Raw genomic sequence first — 21,948 nt, 5'->3', positions numbered from 1 at the left:
AGAAAAAGCCATACTCTGCGGCTAGGCTGATGATGCGTTTCACATCATTGCTGCTTTTCTCGTACATATTGGCGGAAAGGTCTTCGTAGAAAAGCTCTCCGGTGCGCACATAGTAACCTTCTCCGGCGTAAATGTAGGAGAAGGCTTCTATCAGTACGGCCAGGGCCGAATCGCCTTCACGCTTCATGAGGCGTCGCACAATCCGGTTGTGTATGAAGTCGATGTCGATGGGGAAGTAGTCGAGTCCCCGTTTCTTTATTCTGGGCATGGGTTTAATTTTTAACTATTAATTTTTAATTATTAATTTGCCTGTCAATCGCTGAGGGCTTCTTTGAGTTTTCTGCGTTTGCGGGCTATGCTTTCGTTCACCACCTGCTGGGCATGGCGGATGAGTTTTATGCGCAGTTCGCGCTCCGCTACTTTGGTGAGTACCAGATAGCAGTGTGGCTTGTTTACTAACCGTGAACACTCCAATTCTTTCCGTTGCTTACGGCTGCTTTGCTTGCGACATGCTTTGCAGTAGTTGTCCGGACATTGTTTTTTGCTGTTGAAGTAAAAATTTGCCAAGGGAAGCTCTTGTTTGCAGCATCCGCAGAAGTGGGTGGTTTTCATTATTGTCTGTTCCATGACTGATGACTTTTAAAAGATGAATATAAAAGATGTACTTTTTGCTTAATGGTCTGTTTTATAAAGTGTTCTTTCCATAGGCTTTGCGGATGTATTCCCAAAGCTTTACGAGCGTGTTCCCGAAGCTTTACGATCACGTTCCCAAAGCTTTCGGAATATACAGGGGTCGGACGTGTGTTTTTTGTTTGTCGGTGGACTTTCTTGTCGGCGGCGGCTTGTTCTGGAAAATAATTTGCTGGTTTTTCATAATTTGTTTCTCTTTTATTTGTAATTCTAAAACCTACTGATTACTTTTGTTGCTGTAAAATAAATAAGTTTTCGTAAAGAAAGCAAGTGGTTTTAGAAATTAATTTTTAAATAATGCGTAAAGGCGTATAAATGAGTCGTTAATGGCTTTCAAAATATTTACAACCATAAAATAAGAAGAAAATGGATACACTACTGAACGTTTCGGATATAGTGAAAAGAGCAAAGATGGTGCTGAATCTCAGGACTGATGCTGAATTGGCTACTTACTTGGGTGTCTCACGCTCAACATTGAGTAATTGGTGCGCGCGCAACAGGATTGACTTCCCGCTGTTGCTTGAAAAATTGGAAGGCGTGGATTATAATTGGCTGCTGCTGGGTAGGGAAATGCCTGCCGGAGAGATGAAATGTTGCTACAGTGGAGTTCTGCCGGGAGAGGTTGAGGTGATACACGGTGCGAAAACGGCAGAGGTCATGGACGAACGCATTGTATCGCTATACGATATTACTGCTGCTTCAAATCTGCAAACGTTGTTTGCCAACAAACATCAGTACGTAGTGGGGAGGATACAGATTCCGAGTATTCCGGTATGCGATGGCGCGGTTTATATCAGTGGCGACGGCATGTATCCTATTCTGAAATCGGGTGATATCATAGGCTTCAAGGAGATAAGTAGTTTTAGCAGTGTGATTTACGGTGAAATGTACATGGTTTCGTTCAATAAGAATGGCGACGAGTATCTGGGGGTGAAGTATGTGAACCGTTCGGATGTGGAAGGTTGCATCAGGCTGGTGAGCTACAACTCGCACCACGAGCCGATGGATGTCCCTTTCGAGTGCATCCAGGCGATGGCGATTGTGAAGTTTTCAATCAGGAAGAATATGATGATGTAAAGGAGGGATGGCAGGCGGGTGAAGCGCGTTTCATTATACTTCACTCGGCCGCAGCCCGAAGGACCGGCACGTCATTTCCTCTACCCGGACTTCCCACACTTTTACGTTGCGCACGGCAGGTTCGCTGTATTTGAATTCGTAATCGACGTATTGTTGCATGATGATGTCGAGTATGCCCCGTTTCTCATCCATGTCTTCGATGAAGCGGACGTTACCCCGGCACATCACGCTGCGCGACTTCATGCTGTAGCTGCATGCCACCTGCCGGTGCATATACACCAGTTCGTGCCCTTCACAGAAGGTGATGCAGACGCGTGGATGGCGTTCGGCCATTTCCACTTTGCCGCCTTCGGGGCCGGAGTGCAGATAGATTACTCCATCCCGGTAGGCAAAGTTCATGGGAACCACGTAGGGGTTGCCTTCCGGGTCGGTGATGCCCACCATGCAGTAAGGGCATTTGCGGATGATTGCTTCAATTTCCGTTGATTCGGTGATTGCGATTGTCTTCATAAGGCTGAATGGGTGTTTTATCCGGTGCAAAGGTAATCATTTTATTGATAAAGCCCAGACGGCGGTTGAAGAAGCGTGCGAAAAGGCCTACAATCAGTGCGGCGATTATCGTGCCCTCGCGCACACCTTCTATGGTGCCTGCTAATAGCAGGGATGCGGCACAGGCCAGAAGCGCCAGTGTTGTATCAAAACCTATCTTGGTGATTCCGAACTCTTTCCCCGTGCGCTGGGTGATGGCTTTCACAAAGGCTTCGCCGGAGAGCATCACCACGTTGGCAATCACTTCTATGCTCACTCCCAGGCCGAGTATTGCGCAGCCGGCCACCAGTGACAGTATCTGCGAAGTGTATCCCGCAGGAGCAAAGTCTCCCAGCAATGCCATGGAGCAATCTATGAAGAAACTGAAAAGTATTGCCACAGGTATTTGCAGGAATTGTTCTTTCTTGAAGTCCTTTTTCAGGAGCCATATTTGTCCGGCTATCAGCAGGGCATTCAGCAGGAGTGTGAATTGTCCCAGTGTGACGGGGAATTTTAAACTCAATGTATAGGGCAGGCTCGATATGGGCGATGACCCCAGATTTGCTTTAATAATTAAACTAATACCGAATGCATTTACAAATAAGCCCATGATGAAAAATAAATAACGGGCTGTTAGTTCTCTTTTTGACATATTGTTTTCTTTAATTAGGTTCATTGGGTAAATGATAATTTATCGCGCGAAGCGCGATAAGTGACGAGCTACAAGCTACGAGTGACAAGTGCCTTTCAGTGTGATAGCCGGGCGAATAATTATTCAGCCACGAGTACAGCGCAGCAACTCGTTACTGGTAGCTCGTAGCTCGTAACTTAATTTAGCGCGGAGCGCTAAATTATCATTTACTGAATACCCCCATTCTATTGTTGCCGCAAAGTTACTGCTTTTCCCCGCCTCCCCACGGTTCAATATTCGAAGCGGATTGTTCAAAAAGTGGGATTTTCTTGTGTTGTAGGTTCTCAAAGACTATATTTGTACTTCAAAAACGGAACTTTATGCCTGAAGAATACCTATTGCACACCCGCCGGAGAGCGGACCTGCTTTCTTATCCCTGCCGAATGGAAAACGGTGAGGCAGATTGTGTTCTATGAAGATGCCACGGACGATCTGGAACTGACGGCTTTCGCCTTCTCCGCCCAATTCAGGCATGAGATTTTCTACTCGTTGCCATCAGATAAGGTATCTTTCCTGCGCGAACATAACTATAGCTCGTTCCAGGGTGAAGCATGGGACGGGATACGCAGCCATTACCTGCAACTCCTGCAGCAGAAGTCGGCGGACGGCGGAAATGTGTATCAGCGTGAACTGGTCATCTATTGTTGCCGGATGCTGTTCTATGAAATCTGCAACCAGTCGGAGAGACTTTACCAACAGACAAAGTCGAACCATCTGCGCTGGCGCTTGAAGGACAGGTTTATTGCGCTTGTCATAGAGTCGTTCAGGGAAGAACGCTCGGTGGATTATTATGCGGATAAGCTCTGCGTTACCACCCGGCATCTGAGTAAGACGATTCAGCAAACGGTGGGTTGCACGGCGAAGGAGTGGATAGACGATTATGTGATACTTGAACTCAAAGTGACGCTTCACTCCACGGCGCTTTCCATACAGGAGATAGCCAACCGGTTTAACTTTCCGGACCAGTCGTATCTGGGCAAGTACTTCAAACATCACACAGGGATGTCGCCCACGGCTTACAGGGGGAATGAGTGGCAAGCTACAAGCTACGAGTGACGAGATAACAAAGAAAGGCTGTATCAAAATAGATTCTGATACAGCCTTTCTTTAGATTCAGTTATGTTATCACCAGCCCGGATTCTGCTCTATCACCGCACCTGTATTCGTATCGATTACAGTCTGTGGTATAGGGAAGAGGTTCCACTTCGTTACCTGGGCCTTGTCCGACTTGAAGTATCCGCCCCAGAAAGGTTGGTCTGCAATGTACATTGCATGATTGTTGAGGCTCTCGATTCCATCATTTCCCATGCGGAGCAAAGTCACCCATCTTCTTTCTTCACCGAACAATTCGCGTACACGTTCATCGAGGATGTACTGCAACGTCATATCATCTGCTGTAGCCAGTTTCGTGCATTGTGCACGGTTTCTCAGCTTGTTGATGTCGGCGGCAGCGGCAGCTTTGTCGCCTGCACGCAGATTGGCTTCGGCACGTAGCAACAGGGTTTCTGCCGAGCGGTGGGCATACTGGTCGCAATACATGTTAGAGCGGTTGCCGCCATCGGCCAGGTCGTCATAGCCCCAGTCGTCAATCGGGGCAAGTTTGGTCCAGACGGGGAAGAACTCCGTTATCTTCTGCGTATTGTAATCCAACATTTCATAGGGTACCGGCTTGCCGTACATGCTGTGCTTTGTATCCATGCACACAAACTCGCGGCGGATGTTGCAGGGCGCATTGCGCATATCATCTTTGTAATCGCCTGCCCACACGTCACTGATTACATAAGTGGTGGGAGCCATGTTGGCTACACCGCGTCCGCCCACATAGGCCGATACGTTTCCGCCCGGATATACGCTTTCGTCGATATTACCAGCCCACGGTCCGGCTGCCGCACCGTTTTCGGCATATTCAGCTTTCCACACTACATCGCGGAGCACGGGAGACATTTCACGCGGATAACCTACCCAGTTATTTCCACCATATTCATGGTAAACTGCATAATCATTCTGTAGCGTCCATAATGCTTCCGTATTTCCTTCGGCATAATCATAGTTTCCTTCTTGGAAGAGGTCGAAGAACACGTTGCCGTCTGCATAGTAGGCAGCCACACCATTCTTTGTGGTTCCGCCACCGGGGATGCTACGCGTACCGAAACGCTGCGTCATCAGTGAGTGCAATGCCATTACCTTGTCGGCATACTCGATGGACTTCTTCAGGCATTCGGAATCATTATTCTTAATGGTGGCAAGTGCCAGGTAGGCTTCGGCCAGAAAGTGATAGGCGATTCCCTTGGACACCCGACCGGCTTCCGACGGATAATCGGGCAAAGCCGCTGCGGCTGCTTCGAGGTCGGTGATGGCAAAGTTATAAGTTTCTTCGCGGCTGGAACGCACGAAGTCCAGTTTCAGTGTCTGATAGAATTGGTCTACCAGGGGCACACCGCCAAACAACTCACCCATCGTCAGGTAGCCGTATCCGCGGAAGAACATGATTTCACCGTAAGCCTCGTTTCGCTGTGCTTCGCTCTCCCAGGGAAGTCCCTCCTTATTATAACCCTCCAATGATTGGTTGGCATAGTTCACCATCTGGAACATGGCATCGTAAATCTTATTGGAATTGCTGTTGGTGCTCGACCAGTTCGCAAAGTTACAATAACCGTTGCCCGTGCTGCGGAAGTAGGGGGTATCCAGCACATCGGTACCCAGTCCTTTCAGGAAGTAGTCCTGCTGATACCAGTAGCGGATGTGGATGTACAGGTTCGTGATACAAGCCTTCACCTGGTCAATCGTTTCGTACGAGTTATCGGTGGTGTAGATTGTTTTCGGCTTTTCCGTCAGGAAGCCTTCATCGTCACAAGACGTCGTCATGCCGAGCATGGAAGCTGCGGCGGCTATGAATATGTATTTTTTTGTTTTCATCTTTAGTGTTTTTAATAGAGTTAGAAAGTTAAGTTCACACCCAACGAAACGGTACGCGACAATGGGTATCCGTAGGTGTAACCACTACCCAGCGTTTGTTGAATTTCAGGGTCGCCGCCTTCCCATCCGGAGAGGGTGAAAAGGTTCTTGCAAGCCATGTAAACCTTCAGGTTCCCGATGCCTGCCTTCTGCACCCAGGGCTGGCGGAAAGTATAAGACAGACTGAGGTCCTGCAGACGCACGAAACCATATCCCTGCAACGGAGTGTAGCGTCCATCGGTGTAATTGATGCGCGGATATTTGTTGCTCTTGTTTTCAGGAGTCCACCAGCCGTGGTTGAAGTTGTTGTCACCCTGCACGTCGGAAGAAGTGCGGAAAGCGTAGTAGTTCACGGCCTGTCCATATCCGTTGCCGCCGAAGATGCCGGTGAACAACATGTAGAGCTCGAAGTCTTTGTAGCGGAACGTGTTGCCGAAGCTCATGCGGAAGTTTTCTTTCTTGTATCCCAGGATGGTGCGGTCGTCGGCTGTGATTTTGCCGTCTTCGCTGCCGTCCAGGTTGGCAAACTTCACGTCGCCCGGTTCTGCACCGTTGGCTGCCATATATTCGGTATCATCTTCCTGCACGATGCCGATGTTCTTGTAGCCATAGATGGCGCCCAGTGACTTGCCCAGGAAGAGGGAGTTCGTGATGTCGTCCTGCCCGTCTCCGTAGAGTTCCTTTAGTTTGTTGCGGTTCATGTAGAAAGTCAGTGTGGAACCCCAGTTGAAATCCTTTGTCTGGATATTGGTAGTATTCAGATTGATTTCCACGCCCCAGTTGTTCACCTGTCCCATAGTGGCTTTCATGCCGGTCAGACCATTGATCATAACCGGAATGCTACGGTTGAATATCTGGTTGGTAGTCTTGGAGAAGTATCCGTCGAATTCCAGGCGGATGCGGTTGTCGAGTACGCCCAGGTCGAAGCCGTAGTTGAATGATTCGGTTTCTTCCCATCCCAGGTCGGTGTTACCCATGGAGGTGATGCGCTGTCCCCAGCTCACGATTGAAGTGTTGCCGAAGGGATAGCTGTAACCGCCCGACTGTCCAAGGGTGATTTTTGAAAGAGTTTCGTAAGGAGAGAGGCTTTGGTTACCGTTCTTACCCCAGGATGCTTTCAGTTTCAGGTAGCTGATGGCTTTGATGTTCTTCATGAACTCTTCGTTGGATGCAGTCCATGCCAAGCCTACTGCGGGGAATGTACCCCATTTATGGTTGGCGCCGAATACGCTGGAACCATCACGGCGTACCGATACGCTCAGGTGGTACGTGTCGTTGTAGTTATAGTTGGCACGGCCCAGATAGCCCACATTGGTGTGGCGGGTGTATTCCAGCTTGTTGATTTTCTGTGTGGTGGCCAGGTTCAGACCGTCGTAGCTTAGGTTGGTGTTGCCCAGTGCGGCAAAGTCGGAACCGTCGAAACGGCGTTGGCTGTATTCGTAGGAGTCACGTGTGTATACGTAAGTCAGGTCCACATAGTGCTTGCCGAACTGGCGTTGCCAGTTGATAATATTATCTAATACCCATGATGTATTTTTAGTACGTGCACTGTATCCGTTGGCTGAAGCCAGATAATCGGATACGGTAGACTCGGAGTAGCGGTCATCGCTTGAACCTTCTTTTACGTAATAACCTTCGTGGGTGAAGTAATCGCGTTCGATGTTCTCTATGGAGTAGCTACCGTTCAGGCGGTAAGTCAGCCCTTCAATCCAGGGGCATTTCACCAACACGTGTCCTTTCATGGCAACGGTGGTATACGTGTCGTGGTCGTCGATAGTGCCGCTCTCTACGTTCCACATTGGGTTGATGCGGTAAATACCCTCATTACAGGGGAACTTCTCCAGTCCGCCGCCATCGGCACGTTCGGCACGACCGTAGGGACTCAGACGGATGGCCTGATAGAGGTCGTACACGCTGGCACCTGAGTAGTCGTTATAGGCGTAGTTCACTTGTCCGCCCACTTGCAGCCAGTTGGTGATGTCCGATTGCAGGCGTGCCGTCAGTACGGTGCGGTCATAATCGTCGCCCTTCACTACGCCTTCTTGGTCGGTGTAGGTGCCGGACAGGTAATAGTTCACTTTTTCTGTGGCTCCCGAAACGGATGCTGAATAGTTCTGCATGATTCCGGTGCGTGTGCAGTAGTCAAACCAGTTGATGGTATTTCCATTCTTGTAGTTTTCGTACTCAAACTCGCGCATCCATGTCGGGTCGGCATCTTCTGCCAGACCACTCAGCAGGTTTACTTTCTTTACGTAGTTTTCCGGACTCAGCAAGTCAGGTTTTGCGGCTGCCGTAGAGAAAGCCCATGAAGTATTGACGTTGATGACAGGCTTACCCAGTTTACCTTTTTTAGTCGTAATCATAATCACACCGTTGGCAGCCTGCGAACCGTATGCAGCCAGTGAAGTGGCATCTTTCAGGATACTCATGCTTTCAATTGTGGTAGGGTCGATGTCGCGGAAACTTCCCATGTAGATGACGCCATCCATTACAATCAGCGGGTCGGAACCACCATTCACCGATTTCTGTCCGCGCACCTGCAAGGAAGGTGCTTGACCTGCTCCCTGTTGTTGCGAAACCGTGATACCCGTAGCCGTACCGCGCAGAATGTCCATCGCATTCGATGTCGGCATCAGTGCCAATGGAGTTTCCGAAGCTTTTACGGTGGAAACCGAACCGGTGAAGTTCTTGCGTTTGGTAGTACCATAGCCCACTACTACCACTTCATCCAGCATTTCCGCATCTTCTTTCAGTTGTATGTCCATTACTTTGCCTGAGACGGCAGGTATCTCCTGTGTCTGGTAGCCGATATAAGAGATGACTAATGTTGCGTTGGGAGCGACATTCAGATTGAATTTACCATCCAAGTCGGTGATTGTACCGTTTGATGTGCCTTTCTCCAGAACACTGGCTCCGATGACGGCCTCCCCTGTTGCATCTTTGATGATACCTGAAACGGATTGTTTCTGTTGTTGAATAGCTTGCACGGACGTAGCAGCGTTTTCGGCCATCATGGCGAGTGGTTGGGCTGCGATGAAACCTGTGCAAATCAATAAGGCTGTGAGTGCCTTCCGATTTCTTTTGAACGAATTTTCTTTCATCGTTTTTCTTTTTTATTAGATTAAATAAGGTGATTGAAATAATAACATTATTTAGTTTCCTACATTTGTCATTGCAAAATTAAAGGCTAAATAGAAAGTAGTGGATAGAAAAATAAGCAAGTAGAATAGAAAAATCGTTCAAGACGAGTTTTTGATTGGTTTATGTTGAATTTTTAGTGCATCTTTGAAACAAGTAAAACAGATTCAAATGAAAAACACTCTGCTATTTCTGGGGTTGGTTGTTCTGTTGGCAATGAAAGCGGAAGCACAACCCTATACAATTAAAAGGCTGGGGGTAGAAGACGGACTATCCAGCAACTATGTGGTGGGAATCACCCAAGACAAACAAGGGTGCATGTGGTTTGCCACTGAAGGAGGATTGAATAAGTTCGATGGCAGGCAATTTACGGTTTACAAAAAGTACACTTCGGGATTGAGTGCCAATGAACTGAACGCTGTGTGTGCCGATCCGCGTGATAATAAGGTGTGGATAGCTACCCAGCGTGAAGGGCTGTGCGTGTTCGACTGTGATGCGGGTACGTTTACTTCATACAGGGCCGGAAGCGGAACCATTGCGACCAACGATGTCACCAATATCATTCCTTCTTTTGATAAAAAGGGCTTGTGGATTACTACCTATCACGTCGGTATCCATTATTATGACATCGAAACGCAGAAATTTACCCATCTCTACGAGCACAATGTAAAGGGCTTGGGCGGACTTAAAAGTAACGTCGCGTGCGACGACGGACAGGGACGCTTATACGTGGGTCATTATGACAAGGGGATGAGCATTATCTCTCTGAGAGATTCCACGATAAAAAGATATATGCCTGTTCCCGGTGATCCGAACAGTTTGCCGGGAAGTATAGTTGATGCTATTTGTGTGGATGAGCAGGGGAATGTATGGTTGGGAACCAGTAACGGACTTGCTCTGTTTAATCCTGATAATGAAAAGTTCACCTCATTCAGGCATGTTCCCGGAGATGATAATTCTCTATTATCCAATTATGTGATGGATATAAAGCAGATGAAAGACGGGCGGCTGTGGATATGTACAAATATAGGAGGAGTAAGCATCCTCGATATGAAGCAAAACACATTTACTTCTCCCGGTGATATTCATTTTCAGAATATACCTGCTACCAACGATGGACACGGGCTCTCAGGCCCTAACGCCAAATGCGCTTTTCAGGATACTTTTGGTAATATCTGGCTGGGGAACTACCGCGGTGGGGTGGATTTTATCAGTTATGCACAGCCCATCTTCAACATGCTGCCCTACACGGTTGAAAAGGGTGGTAAGCAAAGCAACAGGCAGGTGTGGGGATTATTTGCAGAAAATGATGAGGTGCTGGTTGGCGGCGAGGGGGAGTTTGCTGTTTTCCGGAAAAATAAGTTGAAAGAAACTTTTGCATTGCACCCTTTGCAGCCCAACACTCATATTAATGTTGTGTACAAGGACTCCCGGGAAAAGCTCTGGATGGGAACTTATCTGAATGGCATCTTGCTGCTTGATCCCAAGAACAGGCGGATGGCCCGTATTGGCAAGACACCCTATGAAGGAACCCTGAACGTGCACTGCTTCTATGAAGATAAAGACGGGAGCCTCTGGATAGGAACCGAGAGCGGGCTTTATATGTATAAGGAGGGTGAACTGCAACTGGCAAACTTTATCCAAAGCCAACTGCCGGATACAAAGATACATGGCATTCTGCGGGATAAGGAAGGCAAATTGTGGATAGGAACATTCGGAAAAGGTATTTCGGTGTTCGACCCGAACAATAAACTCATATGTAATTTCGTGGTTGAGAACGGTTTCTGCTCAAATGCCGTGAATCATATGATACAGGACTCCCGGAACAGGATACTGGTTGCCACGCGTGAAGGGGTGGTGATTTTCCATGATACGGCGCAACCGGAAGAGTTTGAAGTGTTTAAGGAACAGAACGGACTGCAGAATAGCCAGGTGCGTGCCATTGCCGAAGACCAGTTTCACCAGATATGGGTGAGCACGAATAGCGGAATCTCCCGGCTGGATGAGGCTAAGAAGATTTTCTATAACTATAGCCATCACGATGGCGTGCCTATGGGCGACTTCATGAACGGGGCTACCTGCATGGCTCCCGACGGAACGATGTACTTCGGCTCACAAAATGGTGCATGTTACTTCAATCCGCGGGAGATTCCCACCAACCGTGAGATTTCTTCCATCACTATCACACGCTTCTGCACCTATCACCGCATGAAGGAAAGCCACGACGAGGAACTGCCCATGTCCATTGCAGGCGGAGAGATAGAACTGCCGTACAATCAGAATACGTTCAAGATATCATTCAATGTGCTGGATTACACCCAGAGCCCTCAGGTGGAATTCACCTATATGCTTGAAGGATTGGAAAAAGCATGGTACAACACGCAGGGCGAGAATCAGGTAACTTTCCGCAACCTCTCTCCCGGAACTTACGTTTTCAAGGTGAAAACGCGCATCCGCAATCAGGAGTGGGACAAGAAGGAGGCTTCGCTGGTCATCCGTATTCAGCCACCGTTCTGGCTTACCTGGTATGCTAAACTGGTTTATGCATTGCTGTTCATCCTCGCTCTTTATGCGCTGTTGCGTTTCTATAAGCGTAAGATAGACCTGGAAAGTTCACTGGAAGTGGAGCGCAGGAAGAGCCAGAATGAACAGGAACTGAATAATGAGCGACTACGTTTCTACACCAACATCACCCATGAGCTGCGTACACCGCTGACTCTTATTTTAGGTCCGTTGGAGGATTTATTGAGTGACGCTACTTTGTCTCCCAAACATGCCAATAAGATTAGCATTATCCATGATAGCGCCACCCGTTTGCTGAATCTCATCAACCGCATACTGGAGTTCCGGAAGACGGAAACGCAGAACCGCAAGCTGACTGTGGCGAGGAGAGACTTGGCGCAACTGGTGCAGGAGGTAGGATTGCGTTATAAGGAGCTGAATCCGAATAGGAAAGTGAATTACCACATTAATATTGAAACTAAGGATACGGAGTTGTTTTATGATGTCGATATGGTCACTATCATCCTGGATAATCTGCTGAGCAATGCTGCCAAATATACTTCGGAGGGAGATATCACACTGGCATTGCGCTCGGTGGAGGACAAACAGATAAAATACACGGAAATCAGCGTGAGTGATACGGGGCATGGCATCGAAGCGGAGGCATTGCCTCATATCTTCGACCGCTATTATCAGGCAAAGAGCAAATACCAGGCTTCGGGTTCGGGCATCGGACTGGCACTTGTGAAAGGGCTGAGCGAATTGCACGAAGCGAACCTGAAAGTGGAAAGCACATTGGAAGTGGGGACTACCTTTACCCTGCGCCTGCTGACGGAAAACACGTATCCGAATGCCATCCACGTTGAAGATAAGGCAGAGAAAAGACCGGTTATTGCGGAGGACGCCGCAAGCATGGAGGCTTTTATGGACGGTCGTCCGATTGTGCTGGTTGTGGAAGATAATTCCGATATCCGGGAGTACATCCGGAGCTCATTCTCCGAGATTTATGAGGTCGTTACGGCCAAAGACGGTCAGGAGGGTTGGGAACTGGCGCAGGCGCGGATTCCGAATGTGATTGTCTCCGACATCATGATGCCGATTATGGATGGTGTGGAACTTTGCAAGCGGGTGAAGGAGGATATGCGTACCAGCCACATTCCTGTTATCTTGTTGACGGCTAAGGATTCTTTGCAAGATAAGGAGGAAGGTTACTCATCGGGTGCGGATACTTATCTGACGAAACCGTTCAGTGCGAAGTTGCTGCATAGCTGTATCAACAATCAGTTGGAAGTGCGTAAGAAGATTGCTTCGCAGTTGGCACTGGCGGATACGAAGCCTATAGAGGAGGGAGTGGTGAGCTCGCTAAACAGGCTGGATAATGAATTTATGCAGAAGATTACGCAGATTATCGAAGAGAATCTGGAAATGGAGAAGATGGATGTGGCGTTTATTGCGGACAAGATGTGCATGAGCCATTCCACGCTTTATCGCAAGATTAAGGGATTGGCGGATATGTCGGCCAATGAGTTTATCCGTAAGGTGAAGATGCGTAAGAGTGTGGAGATGCTGTTGTCCGGTGAATATACTATTTCGGAGATAGCGTATATGACAGGATTCAGCAGTGTGGCTTATTTCAGGCAGTGCTTTAAGAATGAGTATGGGATGTCGCCTTCGGGATATGTGAGGCAGAAACAATGAGGGGGGGAAAGTTGACAAGTTGACGAGGGGAGAAGTTGACAAGGAGACAAAGGGGTAAGGGAAGAAGTTGACAAGGAGGCAGGAGCCATAGCGCAGCCCCTCGTCCCCTCGTCAACTTCTCCCCTCGTCAACTTCCTTTTTACATCAGTGCAAAGTCCAACTGCTTCTTTTCCAAGTTGGCGCGTGCCACTTTAATCGTGATTGCATCGCCCAGACTATACGTGCGGTGCTTGCGGCGTCCGCGCAGACAGTAGTTCTTCTCATCAAATTCGTAGTAATCATCGTCGAGGTCGCGGATGGGTATCATGCCTTCGCACTTATTCTCGTTCAGTTCAACGTACAATCCCCACTCCGTTACGCCGGAGATGACACCGTCGAACACTTGTCCCAGGCGCTCTGTCATAAACTCTACTTGTTTATACTTGATGGAAGCACGTTCGGCATTGGCTGCAATCTGTTCCATGTTGCTGGAATGGTCGCAGAGGTCCTCGTACTTCTTCTCGGAAACACTGCGTCCGCCATCCAGATATTTGGTCAGCAGGCGGTGCACCATCATGTCCGGGAAGCGGCGGATGGGCGAAGTGAAGTGTGTATAGAAATCGAATGCAAGTCCGTAGTGTCCGATGTTGTGCGTGGAGTAACGCGCTTTTTGCATGGCACGTATGGATACGGTTTCAATAAGATTCTCTTCCTTCTTTCCCTGAATGTCATCCAGCAAGTGGTTGATGGACTTGGAAACGTCCGTCTTCGTTCCGCTGGTGCGCAGCTTGTAGCCGAAACGGGCAATGAATTGCGCCAGGTTATCCAGTTTCTCCGGGTCGGGCAGGTCGTGGATACGGTAAGGAAATACTTTGGGCTTCTTGTTCTTGGGCACACGGCCTATCTTCTCGGCTACGGTGCGGTTGGCAAGAAGCATAAACTCTTCTACCAGTTTGTTAGCATCTTTGGATTCCTTGAAGTAAACGCTGATGGGCTTACCCTTCTCGTCTATCTCGAATTTCACCTCATAGCGATCGAAGTTGATGGCTCCCGCCACGAAGCGCTTCTGCCTTAATGCCTTGGCAATGGTATCCAGCATGAGGACTTCTTCTTTGAAGTCACCTTCTTTCGTCTCGATAATCTGTTGCGCTTCTTCGTAGGTGAAGCGGCGGTCGGACTTGATGACGGTGTGAACGACACGTGCATTCTTTACGTAGCCCTTTTCGTTGATGTCGAAGATGACGGAGTATGCCAGCTTCTCTTCGTTGGGACGCAGAGAGCAGATGAAGTTACAAAGGCGTTCGGGTAGCATCGGGATGGTGCGGTCTACCAGGTAGACGGACGTGGCGCGCTTCTCGGCTTCCTTGTCGATAATGCTGCCTTCGGTGACGTAGTGGCTGACGTCTGCTATGTGTACACCCACTTCCCACAAACCTTCTTTCAGTTTGCGGATGGAGAGGGCGTCGTCAAAGTCCTTGGCATCCTTCGGGTCGATGGTGAAGGTGGTCACACCCCGGAAGTCCTCGCGCTTGGCAATCTCTTCATCGGAGATTTCAGCAGGAATCTTGTCCGCAGCTTTCTCTACGGAAGCGGGGTAGACGTAGGGCAGGCCGAACTCGGCAAGAATGGCATGCATCTCGGTGGTGTTGTCGCCCGCTTTGCCGAGGATGTCGATGACTTGTCCGATGGGGTTCTTAGCCTTGTCGGGCCACTCCACTACTTTCACGATGGCTTTGTCGCCTGTCTTTCCACCTTTCAGCTTCTCTTTGGGGATGAAGATGTCGTTGGCGAGCGTGCGGTTCTCCGTCACCAGGAAGGCGTAGGAGTTGGCAACTTCCAGCGTGCCTACAAAGGTGTCGTTGGCGCGTTCCAGTACTTCGATGACTTCACCTTCGGCTTCGCGTCCACGGCGTTTGGCATAGAAGGAGATGCGCACTTTATCGTTGTTCATGGCGTGTGCCGAGTTGCGTTCGGCAACGAATATCGGGTCACCGCCACCTTCGGGGATGAAGGAATTCTTTCCGTTGCTCTTGCGCTGGAAGGTGCCCACCATCTCCACGCCATGGTTGTTCAGCTTATACTTGCTTTTATCCACTTCGGTGATGTAGTCGTCCAGCGACAAGTCGCTCAGGATGTCCTTGCACAGCATCTTCAGGGGATGCGTGGTGAGGTGAAGTTGTTCGAATATGTATTTCAGGGACAGTACTTCGTCAGGTTTTGAATGGAAAAAATCCATGAGTGCGCCCACAAGCTCTTTCTTTTTCATGCGCTTGCCGGCTTTCTTTTCTTTGTTCTTGCTCATAATATATATCTTTTTTATGTTAGTGGCAGATAAGTGACGAGCTACAAGCTACGTGTGATGAGTACCTTTCGGCGTGATAGCCGGGCGAATAATTATTCGCCCTGAGTACAGCGCAGCAACTCGTTACTTGTAGCTCGTAGCTTGTAGCTCGTCACTCGTCACTTCATTCTCTATTTGCAAAGTAAACAAATAATAGTTATCCCTCGTTCAATCTGCCCCTAAAATCTTCTTCTCTGGCAGAAAATAACCGGTAAATTGCAGAAGCAAACGGATTTATGTACTATATTTGCAACGATTTATAAAATGGCTGAATGGCAGAACAAGCATTACAGATGACAGATACCCAACGGGAAAAAGGCATTTACCGGGTGACCGTGGCAGGGAGTATAGTGAACTTCCTTTTGCTTGTGTTCAAGTTCTTTGCAGCAGTTTTCGGGCATAGTGCCGCTATGCTGGCGGATGCGGTTCATTCACTGTCGGATTTTGTCACCGATATTATTGTGATTGTGTTTGTGCGCATATCTGCCAAACCCGAGGATGAGAGCCACGATTACGGGCATGGGAAGTATGAGACACTGGCTACTGCTATTATCGGTATTCTGCTGTTGTGTGTCGGCTTCGGTATTCTCTGGAGTGGGGCGTCGTCCATTTTCCGTTTCTTGCAGGGAGATGCTTTGCAGGAGCCGGGCATCGTGGCGTTGGTGGCAGCGCTGCTATCCATTGTCTCGAAAGAAACTCTTTATCGCTATACGGTATTCAAGGGGAAGAGACTGAACTCGCAGGCGGTGATTGCCAACGCGTGGCATCACCGGAGTGATGCGCTTTCTTCCATAGGTACGGCTGTGGGCATTGGCGGTGCCATTGTGTTGGGCCCTCATTGGCGGGTGCTCGACCCGATTGCGGCGGTGGTTGTGAGCTTTTTCATTATGAAAGTCTCCATCCGGTTGCTGATACCTTGTGTGGACGAGCTGTTGGAGAAGTCGTTGCCTGCCACGGTGGAGAACAAGATACAGGAGACCATCCTGTCGTTTCCCGGTGTCAGTTCACCGCATCATCTGCGCACGCGCCGCATCGGAAGCTATTGTGCCATTGAGGTACATGTGCGCATGGACGGGAAAATATCCCTGGAAGAGGCGCACCGGACGGCCACGGCGATAGAGAATAAACTAAAAGATATGTTTGGCAGGAATACGCATGTGGGTATTCATGTGGAACCGTTGAAATAATGATTAGTGGCTAGTGATGAGTGATTAGTGCTATGCGGCGTCATAGCGCAGCCTACTAATCACTCATCACTTACCGTTAATCACTAAATAAAAAGTAGCGAGTGGAAAGTATATTAATTACAGGAGCCAGTGGATTTATCGGAAGTTTCATCGTAGAAGAAGCGTTGAAGCGGAAGTTCGGCGTGTGGGCGGGTATCCGCTCAAGTAGCAGCCGCGAATATCTGCGCAACCGCAAGATACACATTCTCGAACTGGACTTTGCACATCCCAACGAACTGAGGGCACAACTCTCCGGTCATAAGGGAACCTATAATAAGTTCGACTACATCATCCATTGCGCCGGCGTCACCAAGTGCACGGATAAGCGGGAGTTCGACCGCGTGAACTATCTGCAAACGAAATACTTTGTCGATACCCTTCGCGAACTGAACATGATACCGAAACAATTCATCTATATCAGTACGCTGAGCGTCTTCGGTCCCGTCCGGGAGAAAACCTACCAACCCATTACGGAAGACGACTCCCCCATGCCCAATACCGCTTACGGACTGAGCAAACTTAAAGCCGAGCTCTACTTGCAGAGCATTCCCGGCTTCCCCTATGTCATTTATCGCCCCACGGGAGTCTACGGCCCGCGTGAGAAAGATTACTACCTGATGGCGAAGTCCATCAAGCAGCATACGGACTTTGCGGTGGGCTTCCGCCGCCAGGACCTGACGTTTATCTATGTGAAAGATATTGTGCAGGCTGTGTTCCTTGGCATCGAGAAGCAGGCATGCCGCCGCGCCTACTTCCTGGCAGACGGACAGGTGTACCGTAGCCGTGCTTTTTCCGACCTGATAAGGAAAGAATTGGGTAATCCGTTTGTTATTCGGGTGGTATGCCCGTTAATTATATTGAAAGTTGTATCTTTGCTCGCTGATTTCTGGGCGATGCGCAGCAAGAAGCCCGGTACTCTCAATTCGGATAAGTATAACATAATGAAACAACGCAATTGGCAATGTGACATCGGCCCGGCTGTCCGGGAGTTGGGATTCGCGCCCCAGTACAACCTGGAGCAAGGCGTGAAGGAAACCATTGCCTGGTATAAGAACGAGGGATGGCTTTAGATTTATTTAAAAAGGTAGAAACCCGGAAGGGGTTGTTTGCAGTAGAGAAGATAACACTTATATACAATTTGTTGACTTCTATTTTGATCTTGTTCCTTTTTCAGGAAATGGATCATCCTGGACAGATGTTGATTGACCGTGCCATGATTGCCGGTATGACATTCCTGTTGATGTATCTTTACCGGCTGGCACCCTGTAAGTTCTCCGCCTTTGTGCGCATAGCCATACAGATGTCTTTGCTTTCCTATTGGTATCCCGATACATTTGAGTTCAACCGGATATTCCCCAACCTGGACCATGTATTCGCTTCGGCGGAGCAGTGGATGTTCGGCGGACAACCGGCGGTGTGGTTCTGCCTCCGCTTCCCGCATATGTGGGTGAGTGAGCCGTTCAATATGGGATACTTCTTCTATTATCCGATGATACTGATTGTAGTGGTCTGGTACTTTATCTACCGGTTTCAATTCTTCGAGAAGCTGTCGTTCGTGCTGGTCACTTCTTTCTTTATCTATTATCTGATTTATATCTTTGTTCCGGTGGCAGGTCCGCAGTTCTATTTCCCGGCTATCGGGGATGATAATGTGGCGCAGGGGGTATTCCCTTCCATTGGAGACTACTTCAACCATAACCAGGAGTTGCTGCCCGGACCGGGATACGATCATGGTTTCTTCTATAATCTGGTAGAGGGTTCGCAGCAGATAGGTGAACGCCCCACGGCGGCTTTCCCCAGTTCGCATGTGGGCATATCCACTATCCTGATGATTATGGCGTGGCGCGGAAGTCGCTGGCTGTTTGCTTTCCTGTTGCCGTTCTATTTGTTGCTTTGCGGTGCAACGGTGTACATTCAGGCGCATTACCTTATTGATGCGATTGTGGGCTTTGTTTCAGCATTCGGACTCTACATTGTGGTGACGTGGATGTTTAAGAGGTGGTTTGCACAGCCGATGTTCAAGTAAGATAAAGAACTACTTGTAGACACTCATTTACGGGGTAAGTAGCCTTTTGTTTTTGCCACCGTAGTGGCAAACTTTTGCCATAGGCTTGGCAAAGTCTTGCCACTGCGATGGCAAAAGTTTGCCAAGCCTATGGCAAGACATTGGCAATATAGCGTCAATAATTACCCTATGTAGAGAACAGGGAACCTTCGATGCTGTCGAATATTCGGAACAGTTCCTCCTTTGTTTCCGCACGCAGCATGGCGATACGCGTATCCCGGAAGTTCGGTATCCCCTTGAACAGAGGGCTTGCTGCCAGATGGCGGCGTACGTGCAGAATCCCTCTTCTTTCATCCAGCAGATTGACGCTGTCTTCCACTTCCTGCCGCAGCACGTCCAGTCTCCATTCGGCACTCAGCGGGGGGAGTTCCTCACCCGTTTCCAGATAATGCCGTATCTCCTTGAATATCCACGGGCGGCCGAAACTGGCACGTCCTATCATAATGGCATCTACACCATAGAGGTCGAAGCACTCTTTTGCCCTTTGAGGGGTGGTGACGTCTCCGTTCCCGATGATGGGGATGTGCATCCGAGGGTTCTTTTTCACTTCGCCGATAAGTGTCCAGTCCGCTTCGCCGGTGTACATCTGTGCGCGGGTGCGGCCGTGGATGGTGAGGGCGGCAATGCCGCAATCCTGTAGTTGTTCGGCAAGTTCCACAATGATTTTGTTGTTGGCATCCCAGCCCAGACGAGTCTTTACGGTGACGGGTATTTTCACTGCATCCACCACGGCACGGGTGATTTCGAGCATCTTAGGAATGTTCTGTAGCATACCTGCTCCTGCACCTTTGCCTGCTACGCGCTTCACGGGGCAGCCGAAGTTGATGTCGAGAATATCCGGACGCGCTTCTTCCACAATGCGCGCGGCTTCCACCATTGTTTCCGTGTCCTTACCGTATATCTGTATGGCTACAGGACGCTCCTTATCGCTGATATTCAACTTCTGTTCGGTCTTACTGACGGAGCGTATCAATGCGTCGCTCGATACGAATTCCGTGTATACCATATCTGCACCGAACTTCTTGCACATCAGTCGGAATGCAGGGTCGGTGACGTCCTCCATCGGGGCTAAAAGTATGGGGCGTTCGCCCAGGTCTATGTGGCCTATCTTCATGGACAAATTGAACTAAATGATTATTTCGCTGCAAAAATACGGAAAAAAGCCTACCTTTGTATCATTCATTTATTTAACTAATATGGAATTATGAAAAAAGGTTTGGTTTTAGTTGTGATGTGTGTGGCTATGCTGTTTGCTGCCGCACCTTCGGTTTCGGCACAAACTCCGAGTAACGAATACAAGGCTACGTTGGAAAAAATGCTGGAAGTATCCGGTTCTATGGCATCGGCAAAGGCTATGGTGCCGCAGATGATTGCTATGTTGAAACAACAATCACCTTCGGTTTCAGCTTCTTTCTGGGATAGTTTCCAGAAGAAATGGGAATCTAAATTCGGCTCTAAACTGGCGGAACTTTATGCTCCTATATATCAGAAATACCTGACACTGGATGATTTGAAGAAAATAGTCGCTTTCTATGAATCACCCGTCGGAAAGAAACTGGGTACTTCTACCCCTGCCATGATGACTGAGGGTATGCAAATAGGCCAGCAGTTGGGCATGGAAATTGCTACTGAACTACAACAGGAGTTGCAGGCACAGGGAAAATAGTTACAAGTTACGAGCTACAAGTTACAAGCTACGAGTGCCTTTCGGAACATAGCGCAGCCACTTGTAGCTCGTAGCTCGTAACTTGTAGCTTATAAATATATGATTTATGGATTTAAAAGATTTTGAAATCATGGCCCCTGTCGGCTCACGCGAATCACTCGCAGCAGCTATCCAGGCAGGAGCCGATTCTATCTATTTCGGTATTGAGAACCTGAATATGCGGGCCCGTTCAGCGAACACTTTCACCGTTGAAGACTTACGGGAAATAGCGCAGACGTGTGACGAGCACGGAATGAAGAGCTACCTCACCGTCAATACTATTATTTACGACCAGGACCTTGCACTGATGCGCACCATTATAGATGCGGCAAAGGCTGCCGGCATCTCTGCGGTGATTGCGGCAGATGTGGCTGTGATGAGCTATGCGCGGCAGATTGGTCAGGAAGTGCACCTCAGCACCCAATTGAATATCTCCAACGTAGAAGCCCTGCGCTTCTATGCACAGTTTGCAGATGTGGTGGTGCTGGCACGCGAGTTGAATCTGGAACAGGTAGCGGAGATTTACCGCCATATCTGCGAAGAGAATATCTGCGGACCCGGCGGTGAGCCTATCCGTATCGAGATGTTCTGCCACGGTGCGCTCTGCATGGCAGTCTCCGGAAAGTGCTATCTTTCTCTGCACGAGATGAACCACTCGGCCAATCGCGGCGCTTGCATGCAAGTGTGCCGCCGCTCTTACGTGGTACGTGATAAGGAGACGGATGTGGAGCTGGAAGTGGACAACCAGTATATCATGTCGCCCAAAGACCTGAAAACCATTCACTTCATGAACAAGATGCTGGACGCAGGTGTGCGTGTGTTCAAGATAGAAGGGCGTGCCCGCGGACCTGAGTACGTCCGCACAGTGGTGGAATGTTATAAAGAGGCCATCCGCTCTTATCTGGACGGCACGTTCACGGATGAAAAGATTGCCGTCTGGGATGAACGCCTGAAAACGGTTTTCAACCGTGGCTTCTGGGACGGATACTATCTGGGACAACGCCTTGGTGAGTGGACGAAGAATTATGGTTCGGCGGCTACGGAACGGAAAATCTACGTAGGCAAAGGCATCAGGTACTTCTCTAATATCGGTGTTGCCGAGTTTCTGGTAGAAGCTGCCGAGTTGAATGTGGGAGACAAGATATTGATTACGGGTCCTACTACGGGTGCAGTGTTTATGACGCTCGACGAAGCCCGTGTCAACCTGGAACCGGTACAAACAGTGAAGAAAGGGGAGCATTTCTCGATGAAAGCGGGCAAAATACGCCCCAGTGACAAGTTGTACAAGCTGGTTTCTACAGAGGAATTGAAGAAGTTTAAGGGACTGGATATTGAAAAGAAACGGGGATGACA

The 21,948-nt window shown here is 49.0% G+C and carries 16 protein-coding genes; 8 read left to right on the top strand and 8 right to left on the bottom strand.

Annotated elements, in window-relative coordinates:
• Nucleotides 1-268 (bottom strand): DUF4373 domain-containing protein (locus QZ135_RS06350; protein ID WP_294606910.1); only part of this gene is annotated, 268 nt, incomplete at its 3' end.
• A gap of 44 nt (nucleotides 269-312) precedes the next feature.
• Complete coding sequence (locus tag QZ135_RS06345; protein WP_294606908.1) at nucleotides 313-627, bottom strand: hypothetical protein; 315 nt, start codon at nucleotides 625-627, stop codon at nucleotides 313-315.
• Between the two features lie 429 nt (nucleotides 628-1,056).
• Here QZ135_RS06345 and QZ135_RS06340 point away from each other — a divergent pair, with 429 nt between their 5' ends.
• Nucleotides 1,057-1,767, top strand: coding sequence for a helix-turn-helix domain-containing protein (locus QZ135_RS06340; RefSeq protein WP_294606906.1), 711 nt, complete (start codon nucleotides 1,057-1,059; stop codon nucleotides 1,765-1,767).
• Between the two features lie 33 nt (nucleotides 1,768-1,800).
• On the opposite strand, the gene QZ135_RS06335 is transcribed toward QZ135_RS06340, so the two are convergent.
• Entirely contained in the window at nucleotides 1,801-2,277 is a 477-nt protein-coding gene (locus tag QZ135_RS06335) for a pyridoxamine 5'-phosphate oxidase family protein (RefSeq protein ID WP_294606904.1), read from the bottom strand.
• Nucleotides 2,240-2,947 carry a DUF6198 family protein gene (locus tag QZ135_RS06330; RefSeq protein WP_294606902.1) on the bottom strand — a complete coding sequence of 236 codons (708 nt, stop codon included), beginning with the start codon at nucleotides 2,945-2,947 and terminating at the stop codon, nucleotides 2,240-2,242. Before QZ135_RS06330 ends, QZ135_RS06335 begins: the two co-directional genes overlap by 38 nt.
• Nucleotides 2,948-3,283: 336 nt before the next feature.
• On the opposite strand from QZ135_RS06330, the gene QZ135_RS06325 reads away from it, so the two are divergent.
• Nucleotides 3,284-4,042 (top strand): helix-turn-helix domain-containing protein, encoded by a 759-nt coding sequence (locus QZ135_RS06325; protein ID WP_294606901.1) that lies wholly within the window; start codon nucleotides 3,284-3,286, stop codon nucleotides 4,040-4,042.
• A 69-nt stretch (nucleotides 4,043-4,111) separates the two neighbouring features.
• Here the strand turns inward: QZ135_RS06325 and QZ135_RS06320 are convergent, their stop codons facing one another.
• Complete coding sequence (locus QZ135_RS06320) at nucleotides 4,112-5,902, bottom strand: RagB/SusD family nutrient uptake outer membrane protein (protein ID WP_294606900.1); 1,791 nt, start codon at nucleotides 5,900-5,902, stop codon at nucleotides 4,112-4,114.
• A 20-nt stretch (nucleotides 5,903-5,922) separates the two neighbouring features.
• On the bottom strand, nucleotides 5,923-9,042 hold the full coding sequence (locus QZ135_RS06315; protein WP_294606898.1) for a TonB-dependent receptor: 3,120 nt from the start codon (nucleotides 9,040-9,042) through the stop codon (nucleotides 5,923-5,925).
• 208 nt (nucleotides 9,043-9,250) lie between these two features.
• Between QZ135_RS06315 and QZ135_RS06310 the strand changes: the two genes are divergently transcribed.
• Entirely contained in the window at nucleotides 9,251-13,279 is a 4,029-nt protein-coding gene (locus tag QZ135_RS06310) for a hybrid sensor histidine kinase/response regulator transcription factor (protein ID WP_294606896.1), read from the top strand.
• A gap of 139 nt (nucleotides 13,280-13,418) precedes the next feature.
• On the opposite strand, the gene rnr is transcribed toward QZ135_RS06310, so the two are convergent.
• A complete protein-coding gene (gene rnr, locus QZ135_RS06305; RefSeq protein WP_294606894.1) occupies nucleotides 13,419-15,560 on the bottom strand; it encodes a ribonuclease R in 2,142 nt (713 codons plus the stop codon).
• Nucleotides 15,561-15,871: 311 nt separating this feature from the next.
• Here rnr and QZ135_RS06300 point away from each other — a divergent pair, with 311 nt between their 5' ends.
• The 3 genes from QZ135_RS06300 to QZ135_RS06290 all read left to right on the top strand — a co-directional run bounded on the left by QZ135_RS06300 (nucleotide 15,872) and on the right by QZ135_RS06290 (nucleotide 18,851).
• Complete coding sequence (locus QZ135_RS06300; RefSeq protein WP_294606892.1) at nucleotides 15,872-16,786, top strand: cation diffusion facilitator family transporter; 915 nt, start codon at nucleotides 15,872-15,874, stop codon at nucleotides 16,784-16,786.
• 101 nt (nucleotides 16,787-16,887) lie between these two features.
• Nucleotides 16,888-17,895, top strand: coding sequence for an NAD(P)-dependent oxidoreductase (locus tag QZ135_RS06295; RefSeq protein WP_294606890.1), 1,008 nt, complete (start codon nucleotides 16,888-16,890; stop codon nucleotides 17,893-17,895).
• Nucleotides 17,886-18,851 carry a phosphatase PAP2 family protein gene (locus tag QZ135_RS06290; RefSeq protein ID WP_294606888.1) on the top strand — a complete coding sequence of 322 codons (966 nt, stop codon included), beginning with the start codon at nucleotides 17,886-17,888 and terminating at the stop codon, nucleotides 18,849-18,851. Before QZ135_RS06295 ends, QZ135_RS06290 begins: the two co-directional genes overlap by 10 nt.
• A 166-nt stretch (nucleotides 18,852-19,017) precedes the next feature.
• Here QZ135_RS06290 and dusB read toward each other — a convergent pair whose 3' ends face one another.
• Nucleotides 19,018-20,004, bottom strand: a complete 987-nt coding sequence (gene dusB, locus QZ135_RS06285; protein WP_294606885.1) for a tRNA dihydrouridine synthase DusB — start codon at nucleotides 20,002-20,004, stop codon at nucleotides 19,018-19,020.
• Between the two features lie 90 nt (nucleotides 20,005-20,094).
• Between dusB and QZ135_RS06280 the strand changes: the two genes are divergently transcribed.
• Both QZ135_RS06280 and QZ135_RS06275 read left to right on the top strand, forming a co-directional pair.
• A complete protein-coding gene (locus QZ135_RS06280) occupies nucleotides 20,095-20,556 on the top strand; it encodes a DUF2059 domain-containing protein (protein WP_294606884.1) in 462 nt (153 codons plus the stop codon).
• Between the two features lie 106 nt (nucleotides 20,557-20,662).
• Nucleotides 20,663-21,946: a peptidase U32 family protein gene (locus QZ135_RS06275; RefSeq protein ID WP_294606882.1), complete on the top strand. Its 1,284-nt coding sequence runs from the start codon at nucleotides 20,663-20,665 to the stop codon at nucleotides 21,944-21,946.
• Nucleotides 21,947-21,948: the final 2 nt, after the last annotated feature.

Origin of the sequence: uncultured Bacteroides sp. (assembly GCF_905207245.1) — a bacterium.
Classification (GTDB): Bacteria; Bacteroidota; Bacteroidia; order Bacteroidales; family Bacteroidaceae; genus Bacteroides.
This window is presented reverse-complemented; position numbering and strand designations above follow the sequence as displayed.

Bases quoted from the DNA above. Each gene is read 5' to 3' on its own strand.
- QZ135_RS06275 (WP_294606882.1), top strand. From the start codon at position 20,663: ATGGATTTAAAAGATTTTGAAATCATGGCCCCTGTCGGCTCACGCGAA.
- dusB (WP_294606885.1), bottom strand. From the start codon at position 20,004: ATGAAGATAGGCCACATAGACCTGGGCGAACGCCCCATACTTTTAGCC.
- QZ135_RS06300 (WP_294606892.1), top strand. From the start codon at position 15,872: ATGGCAGAACAAGCATTACAGATGACAGATACCCAACGGGAAAAAGGC.
- QZ135_RS06340 (WP_294606906.1), top strand. From the start codon at position 1,057: ATGGATACACTACTGAACGTTTCGGATATAGTGAAAAGAGCAAAGATG.
- QZ135_RS06345 (WP_294606908.1), bottom strand. From the start codon at position 627: ATGGAACAGACAATAATGAAAACCACCCACTTCTGCGGATGCTGCAAA.
- QZ135_RS06280 (WP_294606884.1), top strand. From the start codon at position 20,095: ATGAAAAAAGGTTTGGTTTTAGTTGTGATGTGTGTGGCTATGCTGTTT.
- QZ135_RS06290 (WP_294606888.1), top strand. From the start codon at position 17,886: ATGGCTTTAGATTTATTTAAAAAGGTAGAAACCCGGAAGGGGTTGTTT.
- QZ135_RS06330 (WP_294606902.1), bottom strand. From the start codon at position 2,947: ATGTCAAAAAGAGAACTAACAGCCCGTTATTTATTTTTCATCATGGGC.
- QZ135_RS06320 (WP_294606900.1), bottom strand. From the start codon at position 5,902: ATGAAAACAAAAAAATACATATTCATAGCCGCCGCAGCTTCCATGCTC.
- rnr (WP_294606894.1), bottom strand. From the start codon at position 15,560: ATGAGCAAGAACAAAGAAAAGAAAGCCGGCAAGCGCATGAAAAAGAAA.
- QZ135_RS06335 (WP_294606904.1), bottom strand. From the start codon at position 2,277: ATGAAGACAATCGCAATCACCGAATCAACGGAAATTGAAGCAATCATC.
- QZ135_RS06310 (WP_294606896.1), top strand. From the start codon at position 9,251: ATGAAAAACACTCTGCTATTTCTGGGGTTGGTTGTTCTGTTGGCAATG.
- QZ135_RS06315 (WP_294606898.1), bottom strand. From the start codon at position 9,042: ATGAAAGAAAATTCGTTCAAAAGAAATCGGAAGGCACTCACAGCCTTA.